Below are 26,791 nucleotides of genomic sequence, written 5' to 3' on the forward strand. Positions count from 1 at the left end.
CCAGGCCGACCCTCAGAAAGGTTCCGAGCATGAGCACTCCCTCTTCCGACTATCAGCCGCTGTTCACGAGGCCGGGGGAGGCGACGGTCGCCCCGCGGCACCTCATCCCGGAGCAGGAATCGCTGCCGGCGACGGCGAAGCAGATCGTCGAGGACGAGACCATCCTCGACGGCAACGCGCGTCTGAACCTCGCGACGTTCGTCAGCACCTGGATGGACGACGAAGCCAAACAGGTCTACGAATCATCGTTCGACAAGAACATGATCGACAAGGACGAGTATCCGCAGACGGCGGCGATCGAGGACAACTGCTGGCACATGCTCGCCAACCTGTGGAACGCTCCCGACGCCTCGCGCAGCATCGGCACCTCGACCATCGGCTCCTCCGAGGCCTGCATGCTCGGCGGGCTGGCGTTCAAGCGCCGGTGGCAGCTCGCCCGCCGCGCCGCCGGCAAGGACACCTCTTCTCCGAACCTCGTGATGAGCTCGGCGGTGCAGGTGTGCTGGGAGAAATTCTGCAACTACTTCGACGTCGAACCGCGCTACGTGCCCATCAGCGAGGAGCACAAGACGCTCGACGGCCACGACCTCGACAGATACGTCGACGAGAACACGATCGGCGTGGTCGCGATCATGGGTGTCACCTACACCGGGATGTACGAGCCGGTGGCGGAGATCGCCGCAGCCCTGGACGCGATCCAGCAGCGCACCGGACTCGACATCCCGATCCACGTCGACGGCGCCTCCGGGGCCATGATCGCGCCCTTCCTGCAGCCCGACCTGCAGTGGGACTTCCGGCTCGAGCGGGTGCACTCGATCAACACCTCCGGGCACAAGTACGGCCTGGTGTACCCGGGTCTCGGCTGGGTCGTGTGGCGCGACGCGCAGTGGCTCCCCGAGGAGCTGGTGTTCAAGGTGAGCTACCTCGGCGGTGAGATGCCGACGTTCGCGCTCAACTTCTCGCGCCCCGGTGCCCAGGTGCTGCTGCAGTACTACCTCTTCCTGCGCCTCGGCGTCGAGGGGTACCGCGCCGTGCAGCAGGCGTCGCAGGACGTCGCGAAGTTCCTCGCGGCGGGGATCGCGAAGCTCGAGGCATTCGAGCTGTGGAACGACGGCAGCGACATCCCGGTCTTCGCCTGGCGCCTGAAGGACGGCCATACCGAGAACTGGAACCTCTACCACCTGCAGGATCGGCTGCGGATGCGCGGCTGGCTCGTCCCGGCGTATCCGATGCCCGCCGACCTGGAGCAGATCACGGTGCAGCGCATCGTCGTGCGCAACGGCCTGAGCATGGACCTCGCCGCAGAGCTGCTGGACGCGATCGCCGCCGAGGTCGAGCACCTCGACGCGCTCACCGCGCCGATGCCCGCGGATCACCCCGACTCGGCGTTCCACCACTAGGAGGCGTGATGTCCGACGCCACGCCCGCATCCCGGCCCGCTCCCGCCGCTGCCGGGACGACGAACCCACCCCCGAAGCAGATCTCTCGTCCCGCGGTCGCGGTGCTCGGGGTGGGCCAGCTCGCGCTGCTCACCCTCGTCGTCGTGGCCAGTCTGCGCTCCCTGCCGGCGATGGCGACCTACGGTCTCGGCAGCGTCATGCTCTACCTGATCCCGGCGATCGTGTTCCTGGTCCCGACCGCGCTGGTCGCAGCCGAACTCGCCACGGGATGGAAAGGCGGCGTGTACGTGTGGGTGCGCGAAGCGCTCGGCAATCGCTGGGGCTTCACCGCGGTGTGGCTGCAGTGGATCCAGAACGTCGTCTGGTTCCCCACGCAGCTGGCCTTCATCGCCGGTGCGCTCGCGTTCGTCTTCGTCGACCCGTCCCTGTCGAGCTCCGGGTTCTTCACCGCCGTCGTCATCATCGTCTTCTACTGGGGCGCGACGCTGGTCACGCTGCGCGGCGGCAACCTCTTCGCCAAGCTCGGGTCGTGGGGCGGCATCCTCGGCACGCTGCTGCCCGCGGTGCTGCTCATCGTCTTCGGGGCGATCTGGGTGTTCAGCGGGGAGAGGAGTCAGGTCTCGCTCGCACCGTCCGCGCTGATCCCGCCGTTCACCGGACTCGCCTCGATCGTGCTGATCGTGTCGAACGTGCTCGCTTATGCCGGCATGGAGGTCAACGCCGTGCATGTGAATCAGATGAAGGACCCGGGGAAGGGGTACCCGCGGTCGGTGTTCCTCGCGGCCGTCCTCATCCTGCTGGTGTTCGTCCTGCCGACGCTGGCGATCTCGGTCGCGGTCCCGTCGAAGGAACTGGGGCTGACCAACGGCATCATGCTCGCGTTCGGGGTGTACTTCGACCACTGGGGTGTCGGCTGGGCCACCGCTGTGGTCTCTGCCCTCATCGCGGCGGGAGCCCTCGCGTCGGTGATCACCTGGGTGGCCGGTCCGTCGAAGGGCGTGCTCGCCGCGGCGGAGACGGGTCTGCTCCCTCCGGCGCTGCAGAAGCGCAACAAGGCCGGCATCCAGTCCGGGATCCTCATGCTGCAGGGCACGATCGTGACGGTGCTCGCGGCGATCTTCATCATCGTGCCGAACGTGAGCGCGGCCTTCGTCGCCCTCATCGACATGGCGGCGGCGCTCTACCTCATCATGTACATGCTGATGTTCGCGTCGGCGATCGTGCTGCGCCGCAAGGAGCCGAACGTGCACCGCGCCTACCGCGTCACGGCGCTGCCGTTCGTGGCGGGGGTGGGCTTCGTCGCGTGCCTCGCCGCCTTCCTGCTCGCGTTCATCCCGCCCGACGGGTTCACCGCGTTCCCGCCTGCCCTGTATCCGTGGATCGTCGGTGTCGTGATCGTCGTGCTCGGTGCTCCGCCGCTGCTGTTCTATGCGCTGCGACGACCGGGATGGGACCGCCGCCCCGCGGACGGCAGCCTGCTCAGCGACGCGCATCCCGAGGCCTGAGCGCCGACCGGGCGGGTCAGGATTCGTTCCAGAGCCGGCGGTAGTACTCGAGTCGCTCGCGGTCGGGCTCGACGCCGTACGCCTCGATGAGCGTGTCCTCCCAGCCGGGGCCGTAGTTCCACAGCGTGCTCATCGAGGCGACGGCGATGTCGGCCCAGCGGTCGGCCACGCCGAGGGCCGCGAGGTCGACGAAGCCCGCCGGCTCGCCGTCGTCGTCGAGCAGGGTGTTCGGCAGGCACGCGTCACCGTGGCAGACCACGAGGCTGTCGATCGGAGGCTCCGCATGCAGCTCGACCGGGACCAGGGTGCCGCGTTCCGCCGCATTCGCGATGCGCTCCGCCGTGCTCCATCCCCACGGGCACTCCGCGACCGGCAGGGCGTCGTGCAGCGCCCGGAGTCCCCGCCCTACCGCGCGCACCGCGACCTCGGGTTTCGCCGCCCAGCGCGGATCGACGGCGCTGGAGGCGGGCAGCGCGGCCGTCACGAGCCACTCGTGCTCGGCATCCTGCCCCTGTTCGAGTACGTCAGGGACCGGCAGCCACCGCCGCGCCCAGCGCATGCGCTCGGCTTCGTCGCGCATGTTCGCCTCGGCGTCGTGCGGACCCCACTTGATGTAGCGCCCGTCGTCGGTGCGGAAGGTGAGGCCGCCGAGGCTGTTGCGCCAGACCGGCGTGAGGGCGGCGCCGCGGGCCAGCGCGCGCACGCGGGACGGCACTTCGATGGACGACGCGGGGATGCTCACACCTCCCATCCTGCCCGTCATCCGTCTCGGGGGTGTCGTAGGCTCGCTTGCGATGCTGCTGCCGGCGCTCGGCCGACACGCGGAGCGCGACCGACCTCGGGCCGGGCGCGGGGTCGTGTTGAAACCAGGAACCACGTAGTCTGATACTGCGTTCCATCACGGCATGTCGCACGACGACGTTCGAAGGAGAACATCAGATGCAGATCAGCGGACAGGGTGCACTCATCACAGGAGGCGCCTCGGGCCTCGGACTCGCCACCGCCCGGCGGCTCAGCGCCGCAGGTGCGCACGTGACCATCATCGATCTGGCGTCGTCGAAGGGCGCCGAGATCGCCGACGAGCTGGGCGGACTCTTCGTCGCGGCCGACGTCACGAGCGCCGACGACGTGCGCGACGCGGTCGCCGCCGCCCAGGCAGCCGCCCCGCTGCGCGTGGTCGTGAACTGCGCAGGGATCGCGCCGCCGGCCAAGGTGCTCGATCGCGACGGCAACCCCGCCGTGCTCGCCGACTTCGAGCGCATCGTGCGGATCAACCTCGTCGGCACGTTCAACGTGATCTCGCAGGCGGCGGCCCTGATCGCCAAGAACGACCTCCTGGAGGAGGAACGCGGCGTCATCGTCAACACCGCGAGCGTCGCGGCGTTCGACGGCCAGATCGGCCAGCCGGCGTACTCCGCGTCCAAGGGCGGAGTGCACGCCATGACGCTGCCCGTGGCGCGCGAGCTCGCCCGCCACGGCATCCGCGTCTGCACGATCGCCCCCGGGATCATGGAGACCCCGATGCTGATGGGCCTCCCGCAGGCCGCGCAGGATTCGCTGGGTCAGCAGGTCCCGTTCCCTTCCCGCCTCGGCCGCCCCGACGAGTACGCCGCCCTCGTGGAGCACATCGTCGAGAACGGCTACCTCAACGGCGAGACCATCCGCCTCGATGGCGCGATCCGCATGGCCCCGAAGTAACCCGACCCACCGCCCCAGCTGCTCCCGTCGCACTATGAAGGAGAACCCATGACCCTGGCCGGAAAGACCATCCTGATGTCGGGCGGAAGCCGCGGGATCGGACTCGCCATCGCGCTGCGAGCGGCCGCGGACGGGGCGAACATCGCCATGCTCGCGAAGACAGACACCCCACACCCGAAGCTCGAGGGCACGATCCACACCGCGGCGGAGCAGATCCGCGCGGCCGGCGGTCAGGCCCTGCCGATCGTCGGAGACGTCCGCGTCGACGACGACATCACGGAAGCCGTCATGAAGACCCAGGGCGAGTTCGGCGGGATCGACATCGTCATCAACAACGCCAGCGTCATCGATCTCTCGCGCTCGCTCGACCTCTCCGCCAAGAAGTACGACCTCATGCAGGACGTCAACGTGCGCGGGACCTTCATGCTGTCGCGGACGGCCGTTCCCATCCTGAAGGACGCCGAGAACCCGCACATCCTGTCCCTCTCGCCGCCCCTCAACCCGACCCCGAAGTGGCTCGGTGCGCACACCGGCTACACCCTCGCGAAGTTCGGGATGACGATGGCGACCCTCGGCCTCGCAGCGGAGTTCGCCCGTGACGGGATCGCCGCCAACACGCTGTGGCCGCGCACCACGATCGCGACCGCCGCCGTGCAGAACCTCCTCGGCGGCGACAAGGTCATGGCGGCCAGCCGCACGCCCGACATCTACGCGGATGCCGCTTACGCGGTGCTGTGCAAGCCCGCGGCGTTCTACACGGGCCAGACGCTGATCGTCGAGGACGTGCTCGAGGCGGACGGCGTGACGGACTTCTCCCGGTACGCGGCCATCCCCGGCACCCCCGACAGCGCCCTGTTCCCGGACATCTTCCTCGACTGACGCTTCGACAGGCTCAGCGACCCAGGCGGGGTCAGCTCCGCAACCCATGACTGGGTCCCTGCGCTTGTCGAGGGGTGGGTCCCTGAGCTTGTCGAAGGGCGACCCACGGGTGGGGGTCAGAGCAGGAGGTAGACGGCGCCGGCGACCGTGAGGGCGATCACGATCCGGTCGAACACGCGCTGGTTCAGCCGTCTCGCCAGTCGCAGGCCGGCGAGCGCGCCGATCACCACGAGCGGGGCGAGGATGGCGTCGGTCAGCAGCACCGGCCCCGTGAACAGGCCGATCCCGGCGAGGAACGGCACCTTGATCACGTTGATGATCGCGAAGAACCACGCCGACGTGCCGAGGAACACCTGCACCGGCGTGCGGGTGGCCAGGAAGTACATCGACATCACCGGGCCGCCGGCGTTCGCGACCATGGTCGTGAATCCGCCGAGCGTTCCATAGGCGCCCGCCAGCACGAGGCCGCCGGATGCGGGAGCGACCGCATCCGTCCGCGAAGCCCGTCGCCGCCGCCATAGTGTCACGCCGATCATCAGCAGCAGGATCACGCCGATCGCACGGCGGACCACCCCGTCACCCGCGAACGCGAGGAAGGCGAAGCCCACGAGGAGCCCCGCGACGACGGCCGGCGCGAGACGCAGCAGCGTCGGCCAGTGCGCGTGTCGGCGATAGGCGATCAGGGCGAACACGTCGCCCACCATGAGCAGCAGCAGCATCGCAGCCGTGGAGGTGCGAGCGGGCAGCACCGCGGCGAACAGCGCGATCGCGAGGATGCTGCCGCCGGGAAGCGCGGTCTTCGACACCCCGATCGTCAGGGCGGCACCCCCGAGCGCCGCCCATCCCCAGGGGTCGAGGTCGATCACCGGCGAAGCTCGGCGACGATCGCGTCGTACCCGCGTGCGGCGGCGAGGTCGACCGGCAGCACGCCGTCACCGTCCCGGATCCCCGCATCCGCCCCGCCGTCGAGCAACGTGCGCACGACTTCGACGTACGTCGCAGACCCGTCGCCGAGCACGATCGCCTCGTGCAGGGCCGTCCAGTTCAGGTTGTTGACGTGGTTCGGGTCCACGCCGGCGCCGAGGAGGATGCGGATGGTCGACAGCAGTCCGCGCTCGGCGGCCGGGATGAGCGCCGTCCCGCCGAAGCGGTTCGTGCTGGTGAGGTCTGCGCCGTGCTCGAGAGTCAGCCGCAGGATCTCGTCGTGCCCGCGGGCTCCGGCGTACAGGTAGGCCGAGTCCTGCATGTCGTCCTTGGCGTTCACATCCGCGCCGGCCTCGATGAGCACCCGCGCCGCGGCCGTGTGGTTCGCCTTGGTCGCGGCGACAAGGGGTGTCATCCCGCCGGATCCGCGCGCCTCGATGTCGGCGCCCGTCTCGATCGCCGAGCGGACGGTGGTCTCGTCTCCGGCCGCAGCCGCGGCGAGCAGAGCGCGAGTGGCGTCGGTCATGGTGGCCTCCTGAGTCGGCGGGTGCGGATCCGTCGCTGACGGATCCGGTGTCGCTGTGCAGCCCGTCGCTGTCAGCAGCGTGATCAGGACGCTCCCGATGGTCAGCATCCGTCGCACACCCATGCGTCCGGTATACCAAACGCGGCGGTATCGAGAGGGGTCAGCCGCGGGCAGCAGCGAGCGCGGCGGTGAATCGTCCGGCGCGCTGCTCGATGTCGGCCCAGTCGGACGCCGCGATCGAGGCGCTGTTGGCGAGGTCTCCGCCCGCGCCGACCGCGACCGCGCCCGCGGCGAACCAGGCGGCGAGGTTGTCGGGGCTGACCCCGCCGGTGGGCATGAGCGGTGCGTCGGGGAACGGTCCGCGCAGGGCCCCGAGGTACGAGGGTCCACCGAGCGAGGCGGGGAAGATCTTCACGACGTCGACGCCGAGTTCGAGGGCGCCCATGACCTCGGTGGGAGTCATCGCGCCGGTCATCACCACACGGCCCGTGTCGAGCATGCTGCGGGTGAGGTGGGGGAGCGTGCCGGGGCTGACGAGGAACTCCGCTCCGGCATCCGCCGCGAGCTCTGCCTGAGCGGCGGTGGTCACGGTACCGGCACCGATGTATGCGGCATCCCCGTGTCGGGCGATGAGCTCCCGGATCACCGACGGCGCGTCGGGAGTGGAGAAGGTCACCTCGATGCCGGTGACGCCGCCGCGGATGATGGCCTCCGAGGCCTCGAGCGCCAGCTCGGGGGACGGGGCGCGGAGGACGGCGAGGATGCCGGTGGTGCGGGCGCGGTCGAGACGGTCGGACATGGGGCTCCTTGATCGAGGGACTTCCCTCATTCTCGCGGACGCCAACCTGTAACGACAACCGAGGGGCATCGGGCTACCGACGCCTGCCAGGGCCTTCCCACCCGAGCCCCGGTACCCTGGAGGGATGACCGAGAACCCCCGCACGCGCGAGACGCGCCCCGCGACAGCGCCCGCGTCGTCCCGCTCGGGGGCGATCCGCCAGACCCGCACGCCGCAGGTGCGCCCTGCGACGGAGGGCTGGACGCAGCAGAAGGATGCCGAAGGGCGCCCGCTGCTGCAGTTCGCGAGCCCCAAGCGCGGGAAGCCGCCCGTGCACCTCGCCGACCTCACGCCCGCCGAACGCACCGAGAAGGTGAAGGAGCTCGGGCTGCCCGGCTTCCGTGCGAAGCAGCTCGCGACCCACTACTTCCGGCACTACACGTCCGACCCCGAGCAGATGACCGACCTCCCGGCCGACACCAGGGAGCAGCTCGTCGCCGGGATGCTGCCTCCGCTGCTCACCGAGGTACGGCGCCTCGAGACCGACCGCGGTGACACGATCAAGTTCCTGTGGCGTCTGCACGATGGCGCCCTGGTCGAGTCGGTGCTCATGCGCTACCCGGGTCGCATCACGCTGTGCGTGTCGAGCCAGGCCGGCTGCGGCATGAACTGCCCGTTCTGCGCGACCGGGCAGGCGGGACTGACCCGCAACATGTCGACCGCCGAGATCATCGAGCAGATCGTGCGCGCCAACCGGCTGATCGCCGAGGGCGGGCTCGGCGGCAAGAAGTCCGACGACCACAGCATGGAACGCGTCTCGAACATCGTCTTCATGGGGATGGGCGAGCCGCTCGCGAACTACAAGCGCGTGATGGACGCCGTGCGCATCATGGTGGCGCCGCAGCCCGACGGCCTCGGCATGAGCGCTCGCGGCATCACGGTCTCGACGGTCGGCCTCGTGCCGGCGATCAAGAAGCTCGCCGACGAGAACATCCCCGTCACGTTCGCCCTCTCGCTGCACGCGCCCGACGACCACCTGCGCGACGAGCTCATCCCGGTGAACTCGCGGTGGAAGGTCGATGAGGCCCTCGACGCCGCGTACGACTACTACGCCAAGACCGGCCGTCGCGTGTCGATCGAGTACGCGCTGATCAAGGACATGAACGACCACGCCTGGCGTGCCGACCTGCTGGCGGACAAGCTCAACCAGCGCGGACGCGGCTGGGTGCACGTGAACCCGATCCCGCTGAACCCGACACCCGGCTCGATCTGGACGGCATCCGAGAAGGATGTCACGAACGAGTTCGTGCGCCGGCTCAACGACGCCGGCATCCCGACGACCCTCCGCGACACCCGTGGCAAGGAGATCGACGGGGCGTGCGGTCAGCTCGTCGCCACGACCGAGGACGAGGCCGCCTCCGCCGCGATGGCCTGAGGTGTGCGGTCGCGGCGTCCGTCCGCGGCGCCGAGGCGTTCGGCGCGGTCCAGCCACCGGGTGATGGTCGCCTCGTCGGCGCCCTTGACCCCGAGCATGCGGTGCGTGCGCACCGAGCGGATGCCGCAGAAGCGCATCGTGCCGCGGGCGACGTGGGTCTGGGCGGGGAGCCCGGTGAACGGCACGAGGTACCAGGGCGTGTCCGCCAGCACGAGCAGTCTGCCGTGGCGAGCGCGGAGCAGTCCCTGCGGGAGGCCGAGGTCGGAGTATCGGTACTCCTGCTGCGGCAGCAGGGCGCGGTCGAAGAAGCCCTTGAGCAGGGCAGGCACCGAGCCCCACCACAGGGGCGTCGCGATGACGATGGTGTCCGCCTCCTGGAGTGCGCGCTTCGCCTCGACGAGGTCGGGTTCGAGCGTCATGCGCTGCCGGTAGCCGAACCTCAGGTTCGGGTCGAACGTGAGCTCGCGCAGGGCCAGCACGCGGGCGTCGCCGTGACCGTCGGCATACCGGCGCGCGACCGCGGCGGTGAGGGAGAGAGCGTCGGGGTGGCCGTCGATCACGAGAGCGGTCATGTCGGGTTCCTATCTGGACAGTGTCAAGCCGGTGGACACTGTCAAGATAGGAGAGGATGTTGCTCATGTCAAGTTCGAAGGACGGCTACCACCACGGCGACCTGGCCCGTGCCCTGGAAGACGCCGCGATGCAGCTGCTGGAGCGGATGCCCGCGGCGGAGATCAGCCTGCGCGAAGTCGCTCGGGCCGCGAACGTCAGCCACAACGCCCCGTACCACCACTTCTCCGACCGGCTCGGGCTGCTCAAGGCCATCGCCGAACGCAGCATGGCGGATCTCCTCACGCAGGTCCGGGCCGCGGCGGAGGCGGCATCGACCCCCCGAGCCGCTCTCACGGACGGCGGCTCGGCGTACATCCGCTTCGCCGTGGAGCACCCGCACGCGTTCGACGCCGTCTACGACCCGACCGTATGCATCCCCGGTTCTCCGACACCCACCATGGCCCCCCTCATCGACGGCCTCGAAGCAGTCCTCGCCGCCGCGGCCGCCGCGGTCGGGCTCGATCGCCCCACCGATGTGGTCGCGCTGTGGGGCCTGATCCACGGACTCGGGACGCTCGCCGCCGCCGGTCACTTCTCCCTCGACGACGCGCTCTCCGCCTACGCTGCGGCCCTCGACCGGTTGCTCTGACCCCGTTCCCGTCGCGATATTCCATCCAAAACCGCCCCGAATCGCTGGAATATCGCGACCGGAGGGGGGAAACAAAGGACTCTTCCACGCGATGCACAGGCGAAGTTTCGTAGATTGTCGGAATGCCCTATTCCGCCCACCGACCGGGTCGCTTCGACTCGCAGGGTCGGATCATCGTCGAGAGCGACCCGAACGCCACGACCGATGACCTCGACTTCCTGCGCGAGTTCGAGCCCACCGGCGCCGATGACACCCGTGAGGTCCCTGTCTCCGCGCCGACTGAGCCGACCCCCGACGCCACGGCAGAGCCCGCGCCGGTGAAGCCTCCCCGTCAGCCGCGCATGAAGAAGCCCAAGGCGCCCCGGAAGCCGCGCACCCCCGGCTCGCGCGCCCGCACCCTCGCCATCCTCGGCGGGGCGGAGGGCGAGATCCTCGACCGGGTACCCGGCGAGACGCCCCGCTTCGTGCAGATGTTCTTCGTCCTCGCCGGCACCGCGCTGGTCTCGGCCATCTCCATGCTGTTCGCGCTCACCACCGGCGTGCAGGCCGCGATCTGGCTGGCCGCGCCCCTGGCGCTCGTGTGGGCGCTCATCATCTTCAACCTCGACCGCTTCCTCACGTCGACCATGACGTCGACCAAGAACGTCTGGCGGCTCATCGGCCTCGCCATCCCGCGAGTCATCATGGCGGCGATCATCGGATTCGTCGTCGCCGAGCCGCTCGTGCTGCAGATCTTCCACAACGACATCGCGCGCGAAGTCGCCTCGACCAACATCACGCAGTCGCAGTCCGACCAGGAGGCGCTCGAGAACGGGCCCGAGAAGATCGCGCTGGATGCGGCGACCGCACGCGTCGCCGAGCTCGAGAACCAGGCCGCCACGGGCATCGTCGCCGGCACCGAGTCGGCATCGGCGACCGAGGCCGCCGCCCAGGCAACGGTCGACGACCTCACGGCGAAGATGACCGCACAGCAGGGCGTCATCGACCAGGCCCGCGTGCTCTACCAGTGCGAGCTGACCGGAGAGGGCGCCGGCACCGTTCCCGGCTGCACCGGTGTCAACGGCGAGGGCGCGAGTTCGGATGCGGCGAAGGCACAGCTCGCCGAAGCGCAGCAGACCTACGACGCGCTCGCCGCGCAGCTGCGGACCGCCAACGAGGAGCTCGCCGCCGCAGGGACCGCCGCGAAGGAGAACACCTCGACCTCCGAGGCCACCAACCGCGAGCAGGCGCAGTCGCAGCTTCCCGCCGCACGCGACACCTACGACCAGGCCCTCGCCGCCTACAACGCCCGGGCCGATGCGGTGGCGCAGGGCAACGCGGGAGCGGTCGGTCTCCTCAGTCAGATCAGCGGATTGAACCGGCTCAGCGAGAAGGAGCCGACGATCCTGTGGGCGCACATCCTGATCGCCGCACTGTTCTTCATGATCGAGCTGCTCCCCGTGCTGGTGAAGGTGCTGACGAGCTACGGGGAACCGAGCCTGTACGAGAAGGCCGCCGCGATCCGCAAGCAGGTGGCGCTCGACCGGGTGACGGCCGAGGGCTTCCGCGACCGCGCCGACATCGTCACGACTCCGCCCTCTCCTCCCTCTTCCGCGGCGGCGACCTGAGCGCGGTCGTCGTCGGGAGCGGGGTGGGCTGCGAGCATCACGACGCATCCGGCCCCGTGGTCGGGAGCAGCCACTAGCGTTGATCCATGGTCAACTATCGCTATCTCGGCAACAGTGGTCTCAAGGTCTCGGAGATCACGTACGGCAACTGGGTCACGCACGCCTCGCAGGTCGAGGACGACGCCGCGGTCAAGACGGTGCACGCCGCCCTGGACGCCGGCATCACCACCTTCGACACCGCGGACACCTACGCGAACACGGCGGCCGAGGTCGTGCTCGGCAAGGCCCTGGAGGGTCAGCGTCGCGAGAGCCTCGAGATCTTCACGAAGGTGTACTTCCCGACCGGTCCCAAGGGTCCGAACGACACCGGCCTGAGCCGCAAGCACATCTTCGAGTCGATCAACGGCTCGCTGCAGCGTCTCGGCACCGACTACGTCGACCTGTACCAGGCGCATCGCTTCGACTACGAGACCCCGCTGGAGGAGACGTTCCAGGCCTTCGCCGACGTCGTCCGTCAGGGCAAGGCGCTCTACATCGGCGTCTCGGAGTGGACCGCGGAGCAGCTGCGTGAAGGGCACGCGCTGGCGAAGCAGCTCGGCATCCAGCTCATCTCGAACCAGCCGCAGTACTCCATGCTGTGGCGGGTCATCGAGGGCAAGGTCGTCCCGGCGTCTGAGGAGCTGGGGATCTCGCAGATCGTGTGGTCGCCGATGGCGCAGGGTGTGCTCAGCGGCAAGTACCTGCCGGGTCAGCCGGTGCCGGAGGGCTCGCGGGCGACCGACCCGCACAGCGGCTCCGACTTCATCAAGAGCTTCCTTAAGGACGACATCCTCACCGCGGTGCAGCGCCTCAAGCCGATCGCCGAGCAGGCGGGGCTGTCGATGCCGCAGCTCGCGATCGCGTGGGTGCTGCAGAACCCGAACGTCGCAGCGGCGCTCGTCGGCGCCTCCCGCCCGGAGCAGCTCGCCGACACGGTCAAGGCCTCCGGCGTGAAGCTCGACGCCGACACGATGACCGCGATCGACGAGGCTCTCGGCGACACGGTCAACCGCGACGCCGAGCACACCTACTCGGTCTCGCCGAAGTCCCGGCTCGTCTGACGCGATTCCCGTCGCGAAAAAGCATCCATCTACCCGGTAGATGGATGCTTTTTCGCGACCGGAGCCGGGTTACTCCTTGACTGCGCCGGCGGTGAGGCCCTGGACGATCCAGCGGCTGGCGAGGGCGAACATGACCATCGTCGGGAGGATCGTCAGCACGGCCGCGGCGCTCATGGAGCCCCAGTCGATGTTGAACGTGGAGATGAAGCCGTTCAGCGCCGATGGCACTGTGCGGTTCGCGTCGGTGTTCATCAGCACGACCGACAGGAACAGCTCGTTCCAACAGTTCACGAAGTTGAAGATGAACGCCGCGATGATGCCAGGCGTCATGACCGGCACGAGCACCCGGAACAGGGCGCCCAGGCGCGAGCAGCCGTCGATCATCGCCGCCTCCTCCAGCGCATCGGGGACGTTCTCGAAGAAGCCCCGCAGCATCACCGTGGAGAACGGGATGCAGATCGCGATGTAGACGAGGATGAGGCCCGGCTTGGTGTCGACCAGGCCGAGGTCGGTCATCATCGAGTACAGCGGTCCCAGGGCGATGAACGCCGGGATCATCTGCGTCAACAGGAACGCGATGAGCACCGCCCCCTTGCCGCGGAACTCGAACCGGGCCAGCACGTAGGCGCTGAGCAGCGCGATGAGCGTCGCCACCGCGCCGGCCGACACCGCCACGATGGCCGAATTCGCCAAGAACGTCCCGAACGAGCTCTTCTCGAACAGGCTCGTGAAGTTGTCCAGCGAGGGCTCGCTCGGCCAGTACTCGATCGGGAAGCGGTTGATCGTGCCAGGCGACTTGAACGCGGTGAGGGTGATCCAGTACAGCGGGAACAGCGTGATGAGCAGCCACAGCCCCAGCCCGACGACACGCACCACACCCCCCACCGTGACGCGGGGCTTGGGACGCGGGGCGGACTTCGGGTCGGGCACCGTGATGCGACGGGTCTCCGTGACCGAGGAGCCGGTCCGGACGGATGAGGTGATGGTCATCGCTGCACCCTTCGCATCGCCATCAGGTAGAACGCGCAGAACACCATGAGGAAGGCCACGACGATGAGCCCGATGGCGCTCGCGATGCCGTAGTTGCCCTGCTGCGTGTAGTTGATCATCCACGTCGTGATGATGTGGGTCTGGTTGGCCGGGCCGCCGTTCGTCATCGCGTAGATGATGTCGGGGAAGTTGAAGATCCAGATCACGCGCAGCAGGATCGTCAGCAGCAGCGTCATCGAGATGTACGGGATGATGATCGAGAACAGCTGCCGCACCTTGCCGGCGCCGTCCAGGCTCGCCGCTTCCAGCATCTCGTCCGGCACCGACTGGAGAGCCGCGAGGATCATGATCGCGAAGAAGGTCACACCGTACCAGATGTTCGCGACGATCACGGCGAACATCGCGAGCTTCGGGTCGGCCAGCCACGGCAGCGGTGCGTCGATCAGACCCGCCTTCATTAGCAGGTCGTTGACGACGCCGAACTCGGCGTTGAACATCCAGCGGAACAGCATGCCGATGAGGAAGCCGGACACCGCCCACGGGAAGAACACCAGCGCCTGGTAGAGCCCGCGGAAGCGGAATCGCTTGCGCAGGGCGAGAGCGATGAGGAAGCCGATCACGAGCTGCGGCACGAGCGAGCCGACCACCCAGAGCACGGAGTTCCACGCCACGGTCGGGAAGGCGGGATCCCGGAAGACGGCGAGGAAGTTGTCGAAGCCGACGAACGGCGTCGACGTGAGGTCCCACAGGTTCCAGTCGTGGAACGCCATGCGGGCGCCCTGCAGCATCGGCCAGTACGTGAACCAGCAGACGAAGACGATCGCCGGCGCGAGGAACGCCAGCAGCGTGAGCGCAGTGCGACCCCGGAAGGGGCGACGACGCGATGCCGGGGAGGCCCCGCCGACTGCGTGATCAGACGCGGTGCCGACGGAGCCCCCTTCACGGATGGTGCGGGCCACGGATCAACCCTTCTCCGCGGCGTACTTCTCGGTCCAGAACGCATCCCAGGAGGCGAGGAGGTCCTTCGTGGACATGTTGCCGAGCAGCACGTTCTGCACGTCCTGGTCGGACTTCTGGATCCACTCGGTCCACCAGCTGACCCCGCGCGGCTGGCGCACGTTCACGTAGGTCTCCGGGTCCTCGGTCATGGTGACGTAGCTGGTCCACGGGCCCGAAGAGTAGAAGTCGTCGTCCGCGGCGGCCGCGATGATCGGGACGAGGCTGTTCGCCTGCGCGAACTCGGTGGCGGGCTCGGCCGACGACAGGAACTCGACGAGCTTGACCGCTGCCTCCTTGTGCTCGCTGTTCTCCGCGACGCCCCAGCCGGCGACGGCGAGGGGCTGTGCGGCCTTGCCGGACGGCCCGACGAGCAGCGGGGCGGTGTCCCACTGGTCCTCCGTCAGGGACGAGTCCTGCACCGTCGCGATGACCTCCGGGTCCTGCAGAAGGAAGGCCGTGGTGCCGTTGGTGAAACCGGCGACCATCTCGGGGTAGCCCCACGAGACGGCGGACGGCGGCGAGGCCTCCTTGAAGAGGTCGAAGTAGTCGTCGACGGCCTCCTGGGCTTCGGGAGCGGCGAAGATCGTCGAGCCGTCCTCCATGAGGAACGCGTCTTCCGTGTCGAGGCCATCGATCGTGTAGGCCTCGATCGCCGCGACGACGTTGCTGTTCGCGTTCTGACCGCCGCGGAACGCATAGCCGTAGATGTTGTTCGACGGGTCCTGGATCGCTGACGCCTGTTCCAGCAGGTCCTTCCAGCTGTGCGGCGGACCGTCGAAGCCGGCCTCCTTCACGAGGTCGGTGCGGTAGAACAACGACAGCCCGTAGAAGCCGTAGGGGACGAAGTAGCTCTTCCCGTCCTCCGCGACCGAGGCGGACTGCGCGTTATCGGTCAGCGCGTCCCAGCCGTCCCACTTCTTCAGGTCGGGGCCGAGGTCGTACAGCCAGCCGTTGTTCGCGAACGGCCCGACGGTGATGTCGCGCACCTCGAGCACGTCGACACCCTTGCCGGACTGCAGCATCTGCTGGATCTTCTGGTCGGCCTGCTCGGTGGGCGGGGAGACGAGGGTGACGGTGATCTTCGGGTTGGCCTTCTCGAAGTCGTCGAGGAGCCCGCGCAGCAGCTCGGTGCGGGCGGGGTTGGTCAGGCTCTCGACCATCTGCAGCTGGACGGAGCCGTCGTCGGAGGGACCGGAGCCTGCGGAGCAGCCGGTGAGTGCGAGGACGGCGACGGTGCCGACTCCCGCCGCTGTCGTCAAGATCTTGTTCTTCACGATGTGCCTCTCGGGTTGGGGGTGTGGATCGGGTGGATGGACGGGGTCAGGGAAGGATGAGGGAGTCCGCGCGGGGGATGCCGGCGCGGCTCAGGATCTGGGGGACGCAGCGTTCCACGAATGCCTCGAAGTCGGAGGCCTCCGTGTAGAGGTGCGCCGAGAGGCGGAAGTAGCCGACGCCGCGGAAGCTCGTGAACGCGGTCTCGACTCCCACCTCGTCGAGCAGATCCATGCGCAGGGCATCGGCCTCCTCGCGGGTCGCGCCGAGTCCGAGGGGGAGACGCACGAGTCGCATCGACGGCACGGGCGAGGGGAGCGGGGTGAGCGGGTCCTCGTCGCCGTACGGACGCAGGGCCTCGGCGATGAGCTCGGCGCCGGCATCCGCGATCTCCGCCATGGCCGTGCGCGCGGCCGCCCAGCCGAATTCGCTCTCGATGAAGTCGATCGCGGTCGGGGTGGCCAGGTAGGTCGTGGCGTCGATCGTGCCCTGGGTGTCGAAGCGCTCCGGGTACGGCTCCCGCGCGGCCCACGAGTCGATCAGCGGCCAGAGCTCGTCCCGGTCGGGAGCCGTGGTCACGAGGAGGGCGGAGCCGCGCGGTGCGCAGGGCCACTTGTGCAGGTTGCCGAACCACCAGTCGCCGCCGGCCACCGCCGCCGCATCCGGGATGAGGCCGGGGGCGTGGGCTCCGTCGACGAGGGTGCGCACGCCGTGTTCGGAGGCGAGGTCGGCGATGCGGCGGGTGGGAAGCAGTCGCGCCGTCGGCGAGGTGATCTGGTCGACGACGATGAGGCGCGTGCGCGGCGTGAGCGCATCGGCGAAGAGCTGCACGACCTCGTCGTCGGAGGCGAGCAGGGGCAGGGCGACGGTGCGGACGGTTGCGCCGAAGCGGCGCGCGAGGCGTTCGGCGCCCATCGTGATGGCGCCGTAGCCCTGATCCGTCACGAGGATCTCGTCGCCGCCGTCGAGGTGCAGCGCGTTGTAGACCACGGTCGCCGCAGCGGATGCGTTCGGGACGAAGACGCTGTCCTCGGCCAGGGCGCCCACGAACGGAGCGGTGCGCTCCCTGGCTTGCTGCACGCGCTCGGCGATGCGGGGGAACCACTCGACGGGGCTCAGGTCGGCGCGACGTCGCAGCGTGTCCTGGTGTGCGACGACGACCGACGGCACGGCTCCGAACGACCCGTGGTTGAGGTGGATGATGTCGGGGTCGAGGGGCCAGGCATCGCGCGCTCGCAGGCCGGAGTGCAGCGTGAGCGGTGCGGGGAACAGCGGTGCGGACATCGGACCTCATCGATGAGTCGGGCGAGTTGTTGCACAACTTTGCCACACGCCCCCGGTTTTTGCCACGAATCTGGAAAGATGAAACATAGTCGTCATACGAGTTTGCCGTGGCGATCGGTTCCGACAGACTGCACGAGGGGTGGGGGAGTGTCAGAGAGGATGACGATGAGCGCACTCGACACGGCGCTGCACGGCTTGCGGGCCCTGATCGCCGACGGTGCGCTGCGCCCCGGAGATCGCCTGCCCAGCGAAGGGGAGCTGTGCGAGCGGCTGGGCGTCTCGCGCGGATCGCTGCGCGAAGCCATCCGCACGCTCGCCGCGCTCGGCGTGCTGGAGACGCGGCACGGCTCGGGAAGCTACGTGAGCGAACTGCGGGCCGCCGATCTGATCGGCAGCCTGTCGCTCACGGTCGGGCTGCTCCCGATGGCCGGCGTGCTGGAGCTGACCGAGCTCCGGCGGGTGCTCGAACCCCACGCCGCCGCGCTCGCCGCAGCCCGCATCGACGAGGGCACCGTCGAGACGCTCGACCGGGTGCTCGACGAGATCGAGGGCACCACCGATTTCGAGGCGCAGTCGCGCCTGGACCATGAGTTCCACATGGCCATCTCCGAGGTGGCGGGCAACGAGGCTCTGACGAGCCTGATCGACGTGTTGCGCTCCCGCTCCCGTGCGTACCGGATCTCCGACCCGGAGGATGCCGCCGAGCTCAAGATCCACTCGGACGCCGGGCACCGTGCGATCCTCCGAGGCCTCGCCGCGGCGGACCCCGTCGCCGCTTCGGCCGCGGCCTCGGCGCACGTCGCGTACACGGAGTACTGGGTGCGGAAGTACTCAGGTCTCGAGGACTGACGCGATCCAGAGCCGCCGTTCAGCCGAGCGTGATGTCCACCTGGATCTCGGCCGCGATCCGCTCGAGGTCGGCGCGCAGGGCGTCGAGGTCGACATCCGCCGGAACCTTCGCGGTGACCGACGCCTCGAACAGGCGGCCGCCGGCCATCGCCGCGTCGCGCGTCTCGGTCGCGAGCTCCTCGATGCTGAGCGCGTGCGCGTTCAGCACGCCCGAGACCTCGCGCACGATGCCGGGGCGGTCGTTCCCGAGCACCTGGATCTCCAGCAGCCGATCGTCGTCGGCGGCGGCTTCCGGGGCGCCCGTGAGCACCGAGAGCGTGAGCAGCCCCTGCCCCTGGAGCGCTCGCAGCGCGGTCTCGAGTTCTCCGGCCCGCTCCGTCGGCACCGACACCTCGATGACGCCCGCGAACGTGCCGGCGAGCTCGGCCAGGGAGCTGTTCTCCCAGTTTCCGCCGTGTGCGTCCACGACATCGGCGACGGCGGCCACGAGGCCGGGACGGTCTGCACCCGCGACGGTGAGGATGAGTGTGGTCATGCGGCCAGCGTAGCCCGATCCTCCGGCGGTCACTCCTCGGGGCACTGGGTGTGCGTTCTGCGGGTCGGGCCCTTCGACAAGCTCAGGGACCCAGGTCCTGGGGCCCTTCGACGAGCTCAGGGACCCAGGTCCTGGGGCCCTTCGACAAGCTCAGGGACCCAGGGCGGCGTCAGTCGGTCCAGACGCCGGAGTCGAGGAAGCGTTCCAGCCGGGCACGGTGTGGGGCGAGGTCCCAGCCCTGCGCCGCGACCCACTCGTCGGAGTAGTAGGTGTTGGCGTAGCGGACGCCGCTGTCGCAGATCAGGGTCACGACGCTGCCGGTCTCGCCCGCGGCCCGCATCCGCGCGATGAGCTGGAACGCGCCGTAGAGGTTCGTGCCGGTGGAACCGCCCGCCCAGTGCAGGGTGCGCTCGCGCAGCAGCCGGATCGCGGCGATGGAGCCCGCGTCCGGCACCTGGATCATCTCGTCGATCACGGTGGGCACGAACGAGGGCTCGACCCGAGGGCGGCCGATGCCCTCGATGCGGCTCGGGCGTCCAACCGGCGGGTCCACCGTGCCGGCCCAGCCGTCGTAGAAGGCCGAGCCCTCCGGGTCGACGACCGCGACCTTCGTGTCGTGCCGTCGGTACTTCACGTAGCGGCCGAACGTGGCGCTGGTGCCTCCGGTGCCCGCACCGGTGACGATCCAGGTGGGGATCGGATGCCGTTCCTGGGCGAGCTGGCTGAAAACGCTCTCGGCGATGTTGTTGTTGCCGCGCCAGTCGGTCGCGCGCTCCGCGAACGTGAACTGGTCGAGGTAGTGGCCGGTGCAGTCCGACGCGAGACGCTGGGCCTCGGACGACATGTCCTCCGGGCGGTCGACGAAGTGGCAAATGCCGCCGTAGAACTCGATGAGGTCGATCTTCTCCTGCACGGTCGACCGCGGGACGACGGTGATGAACTTCAGGCCGAGCATCCGGGCGAAGTACGCCTCGGAGACGGCGGTCGACCCGCTCGACGACTCCACCAGCGTGGTGTCCTGCCGGATGCGTCCGTTCACGAGTCCGTAGAGGAGCAGGGAGCGGGCGAGGCGGTGCTTGAGCGAACCGGTCGGGTGCACCGACTCGTCCTTGAGGTACAGGTCGATGCCCCACTCGGGCGGCAGCGGGAACAGGTGCAGGTGCGTGTCGGCGCTGCGGTTGGCGTCGGCCTCCAGCAGGGCGATCGCGGTGCTGGTCCAGTCGCTCATGCCCTCGAGCGTACCGGGCCGGCCTCAGCCGACGGTGCCGGCGGGAGAGGCGCCTCCCGCGCCGTCCACGTGCAGGAGCGAGGCCTGCGACTGTTCCTGCTGCAGCTGGAACTCGAAGCGCGAACGGTCACCCCGGTGATACGCGATGAAGTACTCGATCGGCGTCCCGTCGGCGCTGCGGCTGATGCTGCGCAGGCGCAGCAGGGCCGAACCGGCGCTGACTCCCAGGTGCTGCGCCTGTTCGTGCGTGGCGACCGTCGCCTCCGCTGAACGGACGCCGTGCGTCGCGACGATGTCATGGTCGGCGAGCAGACGGTAGAGCGACCCCTCGGTCAGGTCGGCGCCGAGCGTGACGGCACCCACCGCCTCCGGCATCCACGTGGTCGAAAGCGACCAGGGCTCGCCGTCCACATGCCGGAGCCGCTCCAGCGCGATCACGGGCGAGCCGACGGGCACCTCCAGCGCCAGGGCGATCTCCTCGTCCGCGAAGGTCTGCTCGTGCCGGAGAACGTCGCTGTGCACGTGGCCGCCGCGCCGCTCCACATCGTCGTAGAGCCCGACGAGGGTGTGGACCAGGCTCTCGCTCGTGCGCGGGCGGGAGACGAAGGTGCCCTTGCCCTTCACACGCTCGACGAGCCCCTCGTGCTCGAGCTGGGCGAGTGCCTGCCGCACGACTGTGCGGGAGATGCCGTAGCGCTCGCAGAGCCGGTGCTCGCCGGGGAGTGGATCGCCCGGCTGCAGGCCGTCGCGGGCGATGCCGTCGATGATGAGCTGCCGGAGCTGGTCGTACATGGGGGCCGCGCTGTGGCGGTCGATCGCGTCCTCGACGGTCGTCATCAGTACGCCACCCCCGCGTGCAGGATCACGTTCGCGTACGGGGTGAACTCCCCGGAGCGCACGAAGGCGCGCGCGGCGTGCGTGCGCTGCTTGAACTCCCGGTGCGGGACGAGCTCGATCTCGAACCCCATCCCGGCGAAGCGCTCCCGCAGGGCGTCGAGCACCGCCGGGCTCTTCTCGGCGACCTCGGCGGACACGGTCGCGCCCTCCACGACCAGCTCGGCGAGCACGGTGTCGAGCACGTCGAGGAAGGCGGGGGCGCCCGGCCGATAGGCGAGGTCGATGCGCTCGGACCCCGGCGGGATGGGGAGGCCTGCATCGGTGACGACGATCAGGTCGGTGTGGCCGGTCTCGCTGATCACCCGGGACAGTGCCGGGTTGATCGTGGTGGGCGTCTTGCGCATCGGTGCTCCTGTTCTCGCCGGGTCAGCTGGCCGCTGCGGTCATCGCGGCACGCTCGTGCAGGAAGGCCTCGACCTCGGCGCGATGCGGGAGACTCGGCGACGCCCCCTGCTTCGTGACGGCCAGGGCGCCCGCTGCCGTGGCCAGCCGCACGGCATCCGACAGGCTGCTGCCGTTCGCCAGCGCCGCACCGAGGTAGCCGGCGTAGGCGTCGCCCGCCGCGGTGGTGTCGACGGCCTCGACGGGGAAGGGCGGGATGATCGTGGCGCCGTCGGCGGTGACGACGCAGGAGCCCTGTCCGGCGAGCGTGATGACGGCGGCGCCGACGCCCTGATCGAGGAACCAGCGTCCTGCACGCTCCGCCGAGAGGGCATCGGTCACCTCGATGCCGCTGATCAACGACGCCTCGGTCTCGTTGGGGGTGACGATGTCGATGCTCCGCCAGAGCGCGGCGTCGAGCTCCGCCGCCGGGGCGGGGTCGAGGATCACGGTCATGCCGTGCTCGCGTGCTTGCGCGGTGATGTGCGCGGTGAGGGCGGACGGGGTCTCCAGCTGCGTGAGCAGCACCGATGTCGTCGGAGCGAGGGCGGCGAGAGCCTCGTCGATCTGCTCGGCGCTCAACGCGGCATTCGCGAGCGGCACCATCACGATGTCGTTCTGCGCGGACGCATCGACGCGGATGTGCGCGATGCCGGTGGGCCCGGGGACCGTGCGCAGATGCGCGAGATCGACGCCGGCCTCGGTCAGGCCGTCCACCACGAGGTCGTGGAACAGGTCATCGCCCACGCAGCCGACGAAGCTGGTGCGTGCGCCGGAGCGCCCGGCGGCGACCGCCTGGTTCGCGCCCTTGCCGCCGAGCATCAGGGTGAACTCGTCGCCCAGGATGGTCTCGCCGCGGGCGGGGAGTCTTCCCGAGAAGGTGGTCACGTCGGCGGTCACGCTGCCGACGATCACGACACCGGAGCGGTCGGCGGGGTGTGCGGGGGTCATCTCGCTCCTGATCTTCCTCGACAGCATGCGGGTCGGCGGCTTTGACAATGCGCGGCTGCTGTCATTACATTAGCCGCATCCGCACCTGTAACGACAGGTTGCCTGCGAGGAGACCCCGATGACCGCGATCGCGCCCCGCCTCTATGTCGACAGCGCCGACGTCGACCGCGTCTCCCGACTCCTGACCGCCGGCGTCGTGCACGGCGTCACCACCAATCCGACCATTCTGGAACGCGGTGGTCGCTCCGCCTCCGAGATCCCCGACCTGTACGCGCGGTGGGTCTCGGAAGGCGCACGCGAAGTGTTCTTCCAGACCTGGGGCGGTGACACCGCGTCCTTCCTCCGCAACGCCGAGGGCATCCGCGCGCTCGGGGATCGCGTCGCCGTGAAGGTGCCGGCGACGGCTGCGGGGTTCGCTGCGGCCTCCGCCCTCGTGCGCGACGGGGCGACCGTGCTCGTCACCGCGGTGTACTCGGTCGCGCAGGCACTCGCATGCGCCTCGATCGGCGCCCCGTACATCGCCCCGTACCTCGGGCGGATGCGGGACGCAGGCCTGGACGGCGACGCGGTGATCGCCCGCATGCAGGAGGTGTGCGCGGGCAGCGGCTCGAACGTGCTCGCCGCCTCGCTGCGGTCGGCGGACGACATCACGGGTCTGCGGCTCGCCGGAGTCCCGTACTTCACCGCGGCTCCCGACGTGATCGAGCAGGCGCTGTTCCACGAGGTCAGCGACAGCTCCGCAGCGGAGTTCGACGCGGCGATGGTGCGGCTGGGCGCCTAGCCCTCAGGCGGTCGCCGCCTGGCGGAGCCACCGCTCCACGCCGGCGATGTGCGCCGTGGCGAGCGATGTCGCCAGAGCCGAGTCGCGCTGCGCGATGGCATCAGCGATCGCGCGATGCTCCGACAGGGTGCGATCGACCGCACCGCCCTCGGTGAGACCCCGCCACACGCGCGCCCGCACCGTCTGGCTGCTCAGGTGCTCGATCAGGCTCGCGAGGTAGGCGTTCCCCGCCATCGCGACGATCTCCCGGTGGAAGCGGATGTCGTGCTCCACGAGCTCCTCGATGCTCACCGAGGCGTCGATCCCGCTCACCTCGTCCTGCAGCGCCGTGATCTCCTCGTCGCTGCCCAGCGTCGCGGCCAGCCCGGTCGCCTGGGACTCGAGCATGCGGCGCACGGCGAAGATCTCGAGCATGGAGTCGTCGTCGTGCATGTCGACCACGAACGAGATCGCCTCGAGCAGAAGATGCGGTTCGAGGCTCGTGACATAGGTGCCGTCACCGCGACGCACGTCGAGGACCCGGATGACCTCCAGCGCCTTGACGGCCTCGCGCATGGAGTTGCGGGACAGCCCGAGCCGCTCCGACAGCTCCTTCTCCGGAGGGAGGCGGTCGCCGGGCGCGAGCTCGCCCGACACGATCATCGCCTTGATCTTCTCGATCGCCTCGTCAGTCACAGCCATGGCGCTCATCCTAGCCAGTGATCGGATGTCTGCGGCAGGATGGAGGCCATGCGCGTTCTCGACTCTCACCTGCACGTCTGGGACCCGGAGCTCCTGACCTACACATGGTTGGACGGGCCGTACGACCGCCGCTTCGCCGAGGCGGAGCTCGAACGCGACCCGCTGGTCGCCGAGCGCGTCGAGTGCGTGTTCGTGCAGGCCGAGACGATCTCGGACGACTTCCTGGGGGAGGTGCGCTGGGTCGAGTCCCTGGCCGAGCGACGGGGTGTGGTGGGCATCGTCGCGGGTGCGCAGCTGCACCGCGGCATCGACACCGCCACGCACCTGGAGGAGCTCGGCACGCATCCGCTCGTCGTCGGGGTCCGGCACAACCTGCAGGGGGACCAGGACGGCTTGGCGATGTCGAGCGCCTTCGTGACCGGCGCCCGCGAGGTCGCGACGCGCGGATGGAGCTTCGACGTGTGCGTGCGGGCGGACCAGCTTCCCGACATCGCGCGTCTCGCCGGGGCGATCCCGGAACTGCGCATGGTGCTCGATCACCTCGGCAAGCCGGAGGTCGGCACGGCGGACGCCCCGCTCGCCCCGACCGTGGAGTGGGTGCGCGACATCGAGGAGCTCGCGAAGCACCCGGAGGTCTTCTGCAAGCTGTCCGGCCTGCCGGCGGAAGCGGGCGGCCGGTGGAGCCGGGAGCAGCTCACCCCGTTCCTGGATGCGGTTGCGGACGCCTTCGGCGTCGAGCGTCTGCTGTGGGGGAGCGACTGGCCTGTGTCTGCGATCGGGCCGGCCGAGGACGACGACCCGCACGCGCCGGACGACGGGTCCGCGACGTACCAGGCCACGGCGCGGCAGCGGTGGCTGGACGCGGTCGTCGCCTGGGCGGACGAGCGGGGCCACGACGTCGACGCTCTCCTGTGGGGCAACGCCCGCCGCGCCTACCGGCTCGACGACCAGCGACCCGCGGACACGGTTCGTCGCGGCTTCCTCGGGCGGCTGTTCGGGAAGTGAGTTCGCCCTTCGACAGGCTCAGGGACCCAGGGGCTCGGTATGGGTCGCTGAGCCTGTCGAAGCGTCAGGGGCCCAGGGGGTGGGTCGCTGGGCCTGTCGAAGCGTCAGGGGCCCAGCGGGTGGGTCGCTGAGCCTGTCGAAGCGTCAGGGACCCAGGGGGTGGGTCGCTGGGCCTGTCGAAGCGTCAGGGGCCCAGAGACCGGGTATGGGTCGCTGAGCCTGTCGAAGCGGCGGTCACTCGGGGCGGAGGCGCAGCTGCGCCATGCCCCCGTCGACCTCGATGAAGGTGCCCGTGGTCGAACCCGCGGACGGACTGACCAGGTAGGCCACGGCTGCAGCGACCTCGTCCGGGCTCACGAGGCGTCCGTGCGGCTGGCGGGCCTCGAGCGCGGCGCGTTCGGCGGCGGGGTCGGCGGCCGAGTCGAGCAGTCGTCCGACCCAGGGCGTGTCGGCGGTGCCGGGGTTGACCGCGTTCACGCGGATGCCCTCGCGCAGGTGATCGGCCGCCATCGCGCGGGTGAGCGCGGCCACGGCGCCCTTCGACGCGGAGTACAGCGCCCGCTGCGGCAGTCCGGTCGTCGAGGCGATGGATGCCGTGTTGCACACCGCCGCGGAGGGCGACTTCCGCAGCCACGGCAGCGCCGCCGAGGTCACGCGCGCGATGCCCGTGACGTTGATCGAGAGGACCCGCGCCCACTCGTCGTCGTCGTTCGCGGCGATGTCGCCCTGTGCCCCGATGCCGGCGTTGTTGACGACGATGTCGATGCGGCCGAAGCGCTCGGCCACGGCGGCGACGGCGGCGTCCACGCTCGCGCGGTCGGAGACGTCGGCCGTGAACGCGGCGAAGCGCTCGTCGGCGTTGCTCGTGTCGCGGTCGAGCACGGCCACGGTCACGCCGTCGTCGTGCAGGCGGTGCGCGATCGCCGCACCGATGCCGGAGGCGCCGCCGGTGACGATGGCCACGAGGCCGTCCGTGTCCGATCCCTGAGCCTGTCGAAGGGTCACTTGTCTGCCTTCCATGCGGTGAACTCCTGGCGCTGGCGGCCGAGGCCGTCGATCTCGATCTCGACCACGTCGCCCGCGGCCAGGTAGGGGTACTTGCCGGACAGGGCCACGCCCTGCGGGGTGCCGGTGAGGATCAGGTCTCCGGGCTCGAGGGTCACGTACTGCGACAGGTGGTGCACGATGTGCTCGACCGTGAAGATCATGTCGCTCGTGTTCGAGTCCTGCCGCGGCTCGCCGTTCACGAAGCTGCGCAGGCCGAGCGCCTGGTGGTCCACCTCGTCCGGGGTGACGAGCCAGGGGCCGGTGGGGTTGAACCCGAAGGCGATCTTGCCCTTGGACCACTGCCCGCCGGACACGGCCATCTGGAAGTCGCGCTCGGAGACGTCGTTCGCCGCGACGAACCCGGCCACGTGCGCCATCGACTCCTCCGGGGAGTCCAGGTAGGCCGCGCGCTTGCCGATCACGACGCCCAGCTCGACCTCCCAGTCCGTCTTCTCGCTGCCGCGCGGGATCGTCACGGTGTCGTCCGGGCCGACGACCGTGTTCGGCGTCTTGAGGAACAGGATCGGGATGGTGGGCGGTTCGGAACCGGATTCGGCCGCGTGGGCGGCGTAGTTCATGCCGATGCAGATCACCGCGCTCGGGCGGGCGATGGGGGCGCCGACGCGCATCGTCGCCGCGTCCGGCAGCTCGGGGAGCTCCCCGGCGTCGCGGGCGGCAGCGACCTGGGCGACGAAGTCGCTCTCCAGGAATTCGCCGTTCACATCGGATGTCACCGGGCGGAGGTCGAGGTAGCGGTCACCCTCCACGAGGACGGGGATCTCCGCCCCGGGGGTGCCGAGCCGCGCGAACTTCATGTTTCTCCTGATCGGTCGGGCGG

At 69.6% G+C, this 26,791-nt stretch carries 28 protein-coding genes; 11 read left to right on the forward strand and 17 right to left on the reverse strand.

The window, feature by feature from the left end:
- Window positions 1–29: 29 nt before the first annotated feature.
- The gene (gad, locus tag F6A08_RS02875) at window positions 30–1,400 is read left to right on the forward strand and encodes a glutamate decarboxylase (protein WP_017203394.1); all 1,371 of its coding nucleotides are present in this window, start codon (window positions 30–32) and stop codon (window positions 1,398–1,400) included.
- An 8-nt stretch (window positions 1,401–1,408) separates the two neighbouring features.
- Window positions 1,409–2,905, forward strand: coding sequence for a glutamate/gamma-aminobutyrate antiporter GadC (gadC, locus tag F6A08_RS02880; protein ID WP_017203393.1), 1,497 nt, complete (start codon window positions 1,409–1,411; stop codon window positions 2,903–2,905).
- 16 nt (window positions 2,906–2,921) lie between these two features.
- On the opposite strand, the gene F6A08_RS02885 is transcribed toward gadC, so the two are convergent.
- Window positions 2,922–3,647, reverse strand: coding sequence for an aminoglycoside 3'-phosphotransferase (locus F6A08_RS02885; RefSeq protein WP_192576669.1), 726 nt, complete (start codon window positions 3,645–3,647; stop codon window positions 2,922–2,924).
- Window positions 3,648–3,844: 197 nt separating this feature from the next.
- Between F6A08_RS02885 and F6A08_RS02890 the strand changes: the two genes are divergently transcribed.
- On the forward strand, window positions 3,845–4,603 hold the full coding sequence (locus F6A08_RS02890) for an SDR family NAD(P)-dependent oxidoreductase (protein ID WP_151458556.1): 759 nt from the start codon (window positions 3,845–3,847) through the stop codon (window positions 4,601–4,603).
- A gap of 48 nt (window positions 4,604–4,651) precedes the next feature.
- Window positions 4,652–5,482 carry an SDR family oxidoreductase gene (locus F6A08_RS02895; protein ID WP_151458557.1) on the forward strand — a complete coding sequence of 277 codons (831 nt, stop codon included), beginning with the start codon at window positions 4,652–4,654 and terminating at the stop codon, window positions 5,480–5,482.
- Window positions 5,483–5,598: 116 nt separating this feature from the next.
- Here the strand turns inward: F6A08_RS02895 and F6A08_RS02900 are convergent, their stop codons facing one another.
- The 3 genes from F6A08_RS02900 to F6A08_RS02910 form a co-directional block, all read right to left on the reverse strand.
- Entirely contained in the window at window positions 5,599–6,348 is a 750-nt protein-coding gene (locus F6A08_RS02900) for a sulfite exporter TauE/SafE family protein (RefSeq protein WP_151458558.1), read from the reverse strand.
- Window positions 6,345–6,932, reverse strand: a complete 588-nt coding sequence (locus F6A08_RS02905) for an ankyrin repeat domain-containing protein (RefSeq protein WP_338100833.1) — start codon at window positions 6,930–6,932, stop codon at window positions 6,345–6,347. Before F6A08_RS02905 ends, F6A08_RS02900 begins: the two co-directional genes overlap by 4 nt.
- Before the next feature lie 160 nt (window positions 6,933–7,092).
- Window positions 7,093–7,731 carry a bifunctional 4-hydroxy-2-oxoglutarate aldolase/2-dehydro-3-deoxy-phosphogluconate aldolase gene (locus F6A08_RS02910; RefSeq protein ID WP_151458560.1) on the reverse strand — a complete coding sequence of 213 codons (639 nt, stop codon included), beginning with the start codon at window positions 7,729–7,731 and terminating at the stop codon, window positions 7,093–7,095.
- Between the two features lie 124 nt (window positions 7,732–7,855).
- On the opposite strand from F6A08_RS02910, the gene rlmN reads away from it, so the two are divergent.
- Window positions 7,856–9,145: a dual-specificity RNA methyltransferase RlmN gene (gene rlmN / locus F6A08_RS02915; protein WP_192576670.1), complete on the forward strand. Its 1,290-nt coding sequence runs from the start codon at window positions 7,856–7,858 to the stop codon at window positions 9,143–9,145.
- Here the strand turns inward: rlmN and F6A08_RS02920 are convergent.
- The gene (locus F6A08_RS02920; RefSeq protein ID WP_151458561.1) at window positions 9,094–9,717 is read right to left on the reverse strand and encodes an NAD(P)H-dependent oxidoreductase; all 624 of its coding nucleotides are present in this window, start codon (window positions 9,715–9,717) and stop codon (window positions 9,094–9,096) included. The two genes, rlmN and F6A08_RS02920, sit on opposite strands and share 52 nt — an antisense overlap.
- Window positions 9,718–9,782: 65 nt before the next feature.
- On the opposite strand from F6A08_RS02920, the gene F6A08_RS02925 reads away from it, so the two are divergent.
- The 3 genes from F6A08_RS02925 to F6A08_RS02935 all read left to right on the forward strand — a co-directional run bounded on the left by F6A08_RS02925 (window position 9,783) and on the right by F6A08_RS02935 (window position 13,053).
- Window positions 9,783–10,346, forward strand: coding sequence for a TetR/AcrR family transcriptional regulator (locus F6A08_RS02925; protein WP_017203384.1), 564 nt, complete (start codon window positions 9,783–9,785; stop codon window positions 10,344–10,346).
- Between the two features lie 122 nt (window positions 10,347–10,468).
- The gene (locus F6A08_RS02930) at window positions 10,469–11,953 is read left to right on the forward strand and encodes a DUF4407 domain-containing protein (RefSeq protein WP_151458562.1); all 1,485 of its coding nucleotides are present in this window, start codon (window positions 10,469–10,471) and stop codon (window positions 11,951–11,953) included.
- A gap of 86 nt (window positions 11,954–12,039) precedes the next feature.
- Window positions 12,040–13,053, forward strand: coding sequence for an aldo/keto reductase family protein (locus tag F6A08_RS02935; protein WP_151458563.1), 1,014 nt, complete (start codon window positions 12,040–12,042; stop codon window positions 13,051–13,053).
- Between the two features lie 69 nt (window positions 13,054–13,122).
- Here the strand turns inward: F6A08_RS02935 and F6A08_RS02940 are convergent, their stop codons facing one another.
- The 4 genes from F6A08_RS02940 to F6A08_RS02955 are packed head-to-tail and all read right to left on the reverse strand — an operon-like array spanning window position 13,123 to window position 17,598.
- A complete protein-coding gene (locus F6A08_RS02940) occupies window positions 13,123–14,043 on the reverse strand; it encodes a carbohydrate ABC transporter permease (protein ID WP_225855712.1) in 921 nt (306 codons plus the stop codon).
- The gene (locus F6A08_RS02945; protein ID WP_151458564.1) at window positions 14,040–15,002 is read right to left on the reverse strand and encodes a carbohydrate ABC transporter permease; all 963 of its coding nucleotides are present in this window, start codon (window positions 15,000–15,002) and stop codon (window positions 14,040–14,042) included. Before F6A08_RS02945 ends, F6A08_RS02940 begins: the two co-directional genes overlap by 4 nt.
- Window positions 15,003–15,005: 3 nt before the next feature.
- On the reverse strand, window positions 15,006–16,316 hold the full coding sequence (locus F6A08_RS02950) for an ABC transporter substrate-binding protein (RefSeq protein ID WP_151458565.1): 1,311 nt from the start codon (window positions 16,314–16,316) through the stop codon (window positions 15,006–15,008).
- A gap of 46 nt (window positions 16,317–16,362) precedes the next feature.
- On the reverse strand, window positions 16,363–17,598 hold the full coding sequence (locus F6A08_RS02955; protein ID WP_151458566.1) for an aminotransferase class V-fold PLP-dependent enzyme: 1,236 nt from the start codon (window positions 17,596–17,598) through the stop codon (window positions 16,363–16,365).
- Window positions 17,599–17,763: 165 nt separating this feature from the next.
- On the opposite strand from F6A08_RS02955, the gene F6A08_RS02960 reads away from it, so the two are divergent.
- Complete coding sequence (locus tag F6A08_RS02960; protein ID WP_151458567.1) at window positions 17,764–18,447, forward strand: FadR/GntR family transcriptional regulator; 684 nt, start codon at window positions 17,764–17,766, stop codon at window positions 18,445–18,447.
- 19 nt (window positions 18,448–18,466) lie between these two features.
- Here the strand turns inward: F6A08_RS02960 and F6A08_RS02965 are convergent, their stop codons facing one another.
- The 5 genes from F6A08_RS02965 to F6A08_RS02985 form a co-directional block, all read right to left on the reverse strand.
- Window positions 18,467–18,982, reverse strand: coding sequence for a glycine cleavage system transcriptional repressor (locus F6A08_RS02965; protein ID WP_017203376.1), 516 nt, complete (start codon window positions 18,980–18,982; stop codon window positions 18,467–18,469).
- 169 nt (window positions 18,983–19,151) lie between these two features.
- Window positions 19,152–20,210 carry a PLP-dependent cysteine synthase family protein gene (locus F6A08_RS02970; RefSeq protein WP_151458568.1) on the reverse strand — a complete coding sequence of 353 codons (1,059 nt, stop codon included), beginning with the start codon at window positions 20,208–20,210 and terminating at the stop codon, window positions 19,152–19,154.
- Between the two features lie 24 nt (window positions 20,211–20,234).
- Complete coding sequence (locus F6A08_RS02975) at window positions 20,235–21,047, reverse strand: GntR family transcriptional regulator (protein ID WP_151458569.1); 813 nt, start codon at window positions 21,045–21,047, stop codon at window positions 20,235–20,237.
- Window positions 21,047–21,451 carry a D-ribose pyranase gene (rbsD, locus tag F6A08_RS02980; RefSeq protein ID WP_151458570.1) on the reverse strand — a complete coding sequence of 135 codons (405 nt, stop codon included), beginning with the start codon at window positions 21,449–21,451 and terminating at the stop codon, window positions 21,047–21,049. The genes F6A08_RS02975 and rbsD overlap by 1 nt, the downstream gene beginning before the upstream one ends.
- 22 nt (window positions 21,452–21,473) lie before the next feature.
- Window positions 21,474–22,439: a ribokinase gene (locus F6A08_RS02985; RefSeq protein WP_151458571.1), complete on the reverse strand. Its 966-nt coding sequence runs from the start codon at window positions 22,437–22,439 to the stop codon at window positions 21,474–21,476.
- A 118-nt stretch (window positions 22,440–22,557) separates the two neighbouring features.
- Between F6A08_RS02985 and F6A08_RS02990 the strand changes: the two genes are divergently transcribed.
- Window positions 22,558–23,220: a transaldolase family protein gene (locus F6A08_RS02990; protein ID WP_151458572.1), complete on the forward strand. Its 663-nt coding sequence runs from the start codon at window positions 22,558–22,560 to the stop codon at window positions 23,218–23,220.
- Window positions 23,221–23,223: 3 nt separating this feature from the next.
- Here the strand turns inward: F6A08_RS02990 and F6A08_RS02995 are convergent, their stop codons facing one another.
- Window positions 23,224–23,901: a FadR/GntR family transcriptional regulator gene (locus tag F6A08_RS02995; protein WP_151458573.1), complete on the reverse strand. Its 678-nt coding sequence runs from the start codon at window positions 23,899–23,901 to the stop codon at window positions 23,224–23,226.
- 48 nt (window positions 23,902–23,949) lie between these two features.
- On the opposite strand from F6A08_RS02995, the gene F6A08_RS03000 reads away from it, so the two are divergent.
- Window positions 23,950–24,906, forward strand: a complete 957-nt coding sequence (locus tag F6A08_RS03000; protein ID WP_151458574.1) for an amidohydrolase family protein — start codon at window positions 23,950–23,952, stop codon at window positions 24,904–24,906.
- Window positions 24,907–25,140: 234 nt separating this feature from the next.
- Here F6A08_RS03000 and F6A08_RS03005 read toward each other — a convergent pair whose 3' ends face one another.
- A complete protein-coding gene (locus tag F6A08_RS03005) occupies window positions 25,141–25,911 on the reverse strand; it encodes an SDR family NAD(P)-dependent oxidoreductase (protein WP_017203368.1) in 771 nt (256 codons plus the stop codon).
- A complete protein-coding gene (locus F6A08_RS03010; RefSeq protein WP_151458575.1) occupies window positions 25,908–26,768 on the reverse strand; it encodes a fumarylacetoacetate hydrolase family protein in 861 nt (286 codons plus the stop codon). The genes F6A08_RS03005 and F6A08_RS03010 overlap by 4 nt, the downstream gene beginning before the upstream one ends.
- Between the last annotated feature and the right edge of the window lie 23 nt (window positions 26,769–26,791).

This window comes from Microbacterium algeriense (assembly GCF_008868005.1).
GTDB classification, from domain to species: Bacteria; Actinomycetota; Actinomycetes; order Actinomycetales; family Microbacteriaceae; genus Microbacterium; species Microbacterium algeriense.